The 2961-nt window shown below is 67.1% G+C and carries 3 protein-coding genes; all 3 read right to left on the reverse strand.

What is annotated here, in order from left to right:
• Window positions 1-1448: NAD(P)(+) transhydrogenase (Re/Si-specific) subunit beta (locus tag ACSFBM_RS33905; protein WP_435488314.1), on the reverse strand; the 1448-nt coding region annotated here is incomplete at its 3' end.
• Window positions 1445-1783 (reverse strand): NAD(P) transhydrogenase subunit alpha part 2, encoded by a 339-nt coding sequence (locus ACSFBM_RS33910; RefSeq protein WP_435488315.1) that lies wholly within the window; start codon window positions 1781-1783, stop codon window positions 1445-1447. The genes ACSFBM_RS33910 and ACSFBM_RS33905, both read right to left, overlap by 4 nt.
• Before the next feature lie 35 nt (window positions 1784-1818).
• Window positions 1819-2949 carry a Re/Si-specific NAD(P)(+) transhydrogenase subunit alpha gene (locus tag ACSFBM_RS33915; protein ID WP_435488316.1) on the reverse strand — a complete coding sequence of 377 codons (1131 nt, stop codon included), beginning with the start codon at window positions 2947-2949 and terminating at the stop codon, window positions 1819-1821.
• Between the last annotated feature and the right edge of the window lie 12 nt (window positions 2950-2961).

Raw genomic sequence — 2961 nt, forward strand, 5'->3', positions numbered from 1 at the left:
ACCATCATGGTCTTGTCCATGTAGAAGAGTTCGTTGTCCAGGCCGGCATAACCTGCGGCCATGGAGCGCTTGTTGACGATGACGGTCTTGGCCTTGTAGGCCTCCAGGATGGGCATGCCGTAGATCGGGCTGCCCTTGGTGTGCGCGGCCGGGTTCACCACGTCGTTGGCGCCCAGGATGATCGCCACGTCGGCCTGGCCGAACTCGCCGTTGATGTCTTCCATCTCGAAGACCTGGTCGTACGGCACCTCGGCCTCGGCCAGCAGCACGTTCATGTGCCCGGGCATGCGGCCCGCCACCGGATGGATGGCGTACTTCACGGTGATGCCCTTCTCGGTGAGCTTGGCAGCGAGCTCCTTCACCGCATGCTGCGCGCGTGCCACCGCCAGGCCGTAGCCCGGCACGATCACCACCGTCTCGGCATTGCCGAGCACGAAGGCCGCGTCGTCGGCGCTGCCGGTCTTCACGGGGCGCTGCTCCTTGGCCGCACCGCCGGTCGTGGCCGCCTCGCCGCCGAAGCCGCCCAGGATCACGTTGAAGAACGAGCGGTTCATGGCCTTGCACATGATGTAGCTCAGGATGGCGCCCGAAGAGCCCACCAGCGAGCCCGCCACGATCAGCATCGCGTTGTTCAGGCTGAAGCCGATGCCCGCGGCCGCCCAGCCCGAGTAGCTGTTGAGCATGGACACCACCACCGGCATGTCCGCCCCGCCGATCGGGATGATGATGAGCACGCCCATCACGAAGGCCAGCGCCAGCATCGCGAAGAACGCGCCCCAGCTCTCGGTGGCCACGAACAGCAGGCCCAGCGCCACGGTCAGCAGGCCCAGCACCAGGTTGAGCATGTGCTGGCCCTTGAACTGCACGGGCGCGCCCTGGAACAGGCGGAACTTGTACTTGCCGCTGAGCTTGCCGAAGGCGATGACCGAGCCGCTGAAGGTGACGGCGCCGATGGCCGCGCCCAGGAACAGTTCGAGCCGGTTGCCGTAGGGAATGGCGTAGCGCACGAAGCCGTCCAGCAGCACCGCGCCGTCGGGCGTGTTGGCGCCGATGACGGCGGCCACCGGCTGCGCGGTGATGCCGAAGGCCCAGGGCTCGGCCACGGCGGCCACGCCGATGAACACCGCTGCCAGGCCGATCATGCTGTGCATGAAGGCGACCAACTCGGGCATCTTGGTCATCTCGACCTTGTTGGCCATGAAGGCGCCCAGGCCCCCGCCGACCACCACGGCCGCCAGCACATAGCCGATGCCGGCGCCGAAGTCGACGTTGAGCGATTGCGCCTGCCCATGGATGAGCGCAATGGTCGTCAGCACGGCAATGGCCATGCCGGTCATGCCGAAGACGTTGCCGCGGATGGACGTGGTGGGATGGCTCAGGCCCTTCAGGGCCTGGATGAAGCAGACGCTGGCAACGAGGTACAGCAGCGTGACGAGGTTCATGCTCACTTGGCGGCTCCCTCTTCTGCCTTGGCACCCGGTGCGACGGCCTTCTTCTCTTTCTTCTTGAACATCTCCAGCATGCGCCGGGTGACCAGGAAGCCGCCGAAGACGTTCACCGCGGCCAGCGCCACGGCCAGCACGCCCATGGTCTTGCCCAGCGGCGTGGTGGTGAGCGCGGCCGCGAGCATGGCGCCCACGATCACGATGGCCGAGATGGCGTTGGTCACGGCCATCAGCGGCGTGTGCAGCGCAGGCGTGACGGTCCACACCACGTGGTAGCCCACGTAGATGGCCAGCACGAAGATGATCAGGTTGATGACGGTATGGGAAACGGGATCCATGGTTCTTCTCCTCGCGTGATCGCTGGTTTGAGCGCTTACTTCCTGGTGACCTGGCCGTCCTGCGTCATGCGGCAGGCAGCGACGATGTCGTCCTCGAGGTCGATCTTCAGCGCACCTTCCTTGGTGACGATCAGCTTGAGGAAGTCGAGCACGTTGCGTGCGTACAGCGCCGAGGCGTCGGCCGCCACCAGCGCCGCGAGGTTGGTCTCGCCCACGATGGTCACGCCGTGCTTGACCACCGTCTTGTCGGCCTCCGACAGCGGGCAGTTGCCGCCCACGCCGTCCGCGCCCTTGCCGGCGGCGATGTCGACGATCACCGAACCGGGCTTCATGGCCTTGACCATGTCCTCGGTGATGAGCGTGGGCGCGGCGCGCCCGGGAATGAGCGCGGTGCTGATGACGATGTCGGCCAGCGCCACGCGCTTGGCCACCTCGACCTGCTGGCGCGCCAGCCAGCTCGCGGGCATGGGCTTGGCGTAGCCGCCGACGCCGACGGCGGCTTCTTTTTCTTCATCGGTGTCGTAGGAGACCTCGATGAACTTGCCGCCGAGCGACTCGATCTGCTCCTTCACGCTCGGGCGCACGTCGGAGGCTTCGATGACTGCCCCCAGCCGCTTGGCCGTGGCGATGGCCTGCAGGCCCGCCACGCCCACGCCCAGGATGACGACGCGCGCGGCCTTCACGGTGCCGGCGGCTGTCATGAGCATCGGGAAGAAGCGCTGGTACTTGTCGGCCGCGATCATCACGGCCTTGTAGCCGGCGATGTTGGCCTGCGACGAAAGCACGTCCATGCTCTGGGCGCGGGTGGTGCGCGGGGCGGCCTCGAGCGCGAAGCCGGTGACGCCGGCCGATGCCAGGCGCTGCAGGCCCGCGGCGTCGAAGGGGTTGAGCATGCCGATGACGACGGCGCCGGGCTTGAGCAGCCCCGCCTCGGCATCGTCGGGCGTGCGCACCTTGAGCACCAGCTCGGCGGAGAAGGCACCTGTTCGATCGGTGATCTCCGCGCCGGCGGCCTGGTAGGCGGCATCGGTGACGCTGGCGGCAATGCCGGCCCCCGCCTGTACACGCACCGCATGCCCCGAGGCGACCAGCTTCTTCACGGTCTCGGGTGTAACGGCCACTCGGGTTTCGCCAGCCAGTGTCTCGGCAGGCACGCCTATCAGCATAGAGATCTCCTC

This window comes from Variovorax pasteuri, assembly GCF_051216435.1.
Classification (GTDB): Bacteria; Pseudomonadota; Gammaproteobacteria; order Burkholderiales; family Burkholderiaceae_C; genus Variovorax.

Coding starts and splice junctions, on each gene's coding strand:
- ACSFBM_RS33910 (WP_435488315.1), bottom strand. CDS start 1,783: ATGGATCCCGTTTCCCATACCGTCATCAACCTGATCATCTTCGTGCTG.
- ACSFBM_RS33915 (WP_435488316.1), bottom strand. CDS start 2,949: ATGCTGATAGGCGTGCCTGCCGAGACACTGGCTGGCGAAACCCGAGTG.